Origin of the sequence: Curtobacterium flaccumfaciens (genome assembly GCF_051548005.1) — a bacterium.
Lineage (GTDB): Bacteria > Actinomycetota > Actinomycetes > Actinomycetales > Microbacteriaceae > Curtobacterium.
In genome coordinates this window covers 1-2,969 of sequence record NZ_JBPUGH010000233.1, presented here as the reverse complement: position 1 = coordinate 2,969, position 2,969 = coordinate 1, and the positions used below count along the sequence as shown (strand labels likewise).

Below are 2,969 nucleotides of genomic sequence, written 5' to 3'. Positions count from 1 at the left end.
GCCGTGGCCCGGCGCGCCTGCGTGCTCGGCTCGCTCCCGCCGCGCCGGCTCCGGACACGCCCACGGAGGTCGCAGGACGTGCCGCGTGCAGTGCGCCGCGGTCGCACGACGTGCCGCACGCGGCGGCTCCGGGCGACGTGTGCTGCGACCGAGCCGCATCCCCGCACCGGCCGGCGCACGCTCAGCGCGCGGCGCGCCCCCGGGCGAAGAGGCGCGGACCGCGCAGCCGGAGGCGCATCGTCACCGTGCCGAGCCACCGGTCGTACTTGTAGCCGACCTTGCCCATGCGCCCGACCTCCTCGAAGCCGAGTCGCTCGTGCAGACGGATCGACGCCTCGGCTTGACGATCGGCGATGACGGCGACGACCTCGCGGACGCCGGCGGCACGGCACTCCTCGATCAGCGCCTCCATCAGCGCCCGCCCGAGTCCCTTGCCACCAGCCGCGGCGCCGAGGTAGATCGAGTCCTCGACGACGTGGTTCGAACGGTCCCGCGGGTTCCACGGGTCGACGAGTGCGTAGCCGAGCACCTGGCCCGAGGGGTTCTCCGCGACGAGGAACGGCAGCCCGCGCCGGCGGATCTCGTCGTACCGCTGCTTCCACCGGGCGAACGTGAACGCCGACGGGTCGAAGGTCACGGAGGAGTTCCGGACGTAGTGCGTGTGGATCTCGCGGACGTCCGGGAGGTCGCGCGGTTCCGCCGCGCGGATCGAGTAGGCGAACGCGGCCTCCTGCGGGACGGGCGCGCGCAGGTGTCGCGGCAGGACCCGCCGTCGCTGGTATTCCTCCTCGAGCACGGGTCGAGCCTACGGGGCGGGCACGAGACTCGGCACGACGAGCACGAGACTCGGCACCGCGCCCACGAGACTCGGCACCGCGCCCACGAGACTCGTGCACAGCGACGAGTCTCGTGCCCGTGAGCACGAGACTTGTCGCTCAGCGCGAGACCCGCGCGGCGCGGAGCGACGCGGCGCGCCGCCGCGTCAGGCGGGCAGCGACCAGTCCACCGGCTCCGCGCCCTGCGCCACGAGCAGCTCGTCCACCTGCGAGAACGGACGGCTGCCGAAGAACCCACGGCGGGCGCTCAGCGGCGAGGGGTGCGCCGACGCGACGACGGGCGTGTCGCCGAGCAGCGGTCGCACAGTGGCGGCCTGAGCACCCCAGAGCACGGCGACGAGCGGTCGGTCGCGGGCGACGAGAGCCCGGACGGCCTGGTCGGTGACGGCCTCCCACCCCTTGCCCCGGTGGCTCCCGGCGTCCCCCGCACGGACCGTGAGCACCCGGTTGAGCAGCAGCACGCCGCGCGACGACCACGCTCGGAGGTCACCGTGCGCCGGGGGCTCGACGCCGAGGTCGTCGCGCAGCTCGGCGTAGATGTTCGCGAGGCTGCGCGGCACCGGCCGGACCCCGGGGTCGACCGCGAACGACAGGCCGATCGGGTGCCCGGGGGTCGGGTACGGGTCCTGCCCGAGCACGAGCACCCGGACGTCGTCGAACGGGTCGCGGAACGCACGCAGCACATCGGGCCCGGCGGGGAGGTACGGACGTCCGTCAGCGACCTCGGCGCGGAGCCAGTCGCCCATCCGGTGCACGTCGTCCTCGACGGGTGCGAGCGCGGCGGCCCAGCCGGGATCGACGAACTCGGCGAGGGGCTTCGGCTCCACGACCGCTACGCGCCCATGGTGGCGACGGACACGGACTCGTCGCCCGCGATCACCCGCCAGACGCTGCCGGTCCCCCGGACCTCGAGGGCGCCTTCACCGACGACGAGGGTGGTGTCCTCGTCGATCGCGAGACCGGCCGCGACGAACTCGGCCTCGGCGGCGGCGATGAGCCGGGCGAGCGTGCCGGCCTGCACGGCGTGCACGTCGACGGTGAGGTCGATGAGGCCGAGCCCCTCGCGGAGTTCGACCTCGTCGAGCCCCTCGGAGGCTTCCTCCGGGCAGATCTCGACGCCGCCGATGCGCCAGCCGCCGACGAGGGCACGGTCGGCGGCGATCATCGCCCCCGCGGAGTACCCGAGGTAGGGCAGCCCGTCGCTGACGAGCAGGCGGAGCTGATCGACGATCGGCGCGACCGCGGTCAGGTAGTCGGGCGTGACGCCGCCGGCGACGACGAGGGCGTCCACGTCGCTCAGCACGGTCGTGTCGAAGGTCGCGCCGGCGGCCACCTCGGTGACGATCGTCTCGGTCTGCCGGGCACCCCCGAGGGTCTCGGCGATGTCCGCGGTGCTCGACGGCGAGGAACCGTCGGCGCGTGCGACGGAGAGGACCGCGATGCGCGGGACGGTGCGGCCGACGGCGGCCGCACGCGCGGTCGCCTCGGCGGTGAACGGGGCGGCGACGTCCGCCGCGGCGAGGAGTCCCCCGCCGACGAGGTGGATGCTCACGACTCGGCCGTCACCGGGGCGAGGGCGCTCCACGGGAACGTGATCCAGCCGTCGACCCGACGCCAGACGTGGTCGGGCTCGAGGACGGTACCGGGCTTCGAGTACAGGCAGGCGCTGCGGACCTCGGCACCGGCGTTCGCGATGATGTCGACCACGAGGCGCAACGTGCGGCCGGAGTCGGAGACGTCGTCGACGACGAGGACCTTCTTGCCGGCGAGGCTCGGGGCGTCGAGCGCGGGTGCGAGGATGACCGGCTCCTCGAGGCGCTGCTCGACGTCGGTGTAGAACTCGACGTTGATCGAGCCGCACTCCTTGGTGCCGAGCGCGTACGCCACCGCACCGGCGATGATCAGCCCGCCGCGGGCAACCGCCACGACGACCTCGGGCTCGAAGCCGGACGACAGGACGTCCTTGGCGAGCAGGCGTGCGGCGTCGCCGAACTCCAGCCAGCCGAGCACCTCGGGCCCACTCGTGACGGTCACGGTCGACGGAGCCTGGGCCACGGGCTCGGATTCGCTGCTGATCGGCATCCGACCACGGTACCGGCAGGGACCCCGCGCCCGCGACCCGCGATCCGCACC

At 74.1% G+C, this 2,969-nt stretch carries 4 protein-coding genes; all 4 read right to left on the bottom strand.

Going from position 1 to position 2,969, the window contains the following annotated elements:
- Nucleotides 1-181: 181 nt before the first annotated feature.
- The 4 genes from ACSW7Y_RS16800 to ACSW7Y_RS16785 all read right to left on the bottom strand — a co-directional run bounded on the left by ACSW7Y_RS16800 (nt 182) and on the right by ACSW7Y_RS16785 (nt 2,918).
- Nucleotides 182-796, bottom strand: coding sequence for an N-acetyltransferase family protein (locus ACSW7Y_RS16800; protein WP_438127369.1), 615 nt, complete (start codon nt 794-796; stop codon nt 182-184).
- Between the two features lie 186 nt (nt 797-982).
- Complete coding sequence (locus ACSW7Y_RS16795; RefSeq protein ID WP_438127368.1) at nt 983-1,663, bottom strand: uracil-DNA glycosylase; 681 nt, start codon at nt 1,661-1,663, stop codon at nt 983-985.
- 5 nt (nt 1,664-1,668) lie between these two features.
- Complete coding sequence (locus ACSW7Y_RS16790) at nt 1,669-2,388, bottom strand: Type 1 glutamine amidotransferase-like domain-containing protein (protein ID WP_438127367.1); 720 nt, start codon at nt 2,386-2,388, stop codon at nt 1,669-1,671.
- Nucleotides 2,385-2,918: a phosphoribosyltransferase gene (locus ACSW7Y_RS16785; protein ID WP_438127366.1), complete on the bottom strand. Its 534-nt coding sequence runs from the start codon at nt 2,916-2,918 to the stop codon at nt 2,385-2,387. Before ACSW7Y_RS16785 ends, ACSW7Y_RS16790 begins: the two co-directional genes overlap by 4 nt.
- Nucleotides 2,919-2,969: the final 51 nt, after the last annotated feature.

Bases quoted from the DNA above. Each gene is read 5' to 3' on its own strand.
- ACSW7Y_RS16785 (WP_438127366.1), bottom strand. From the start codon at position 2,918: ATGCCGATCAGCAGCGAATCCGAGCCCGTGGCCCAGGCTCCGTCGACC.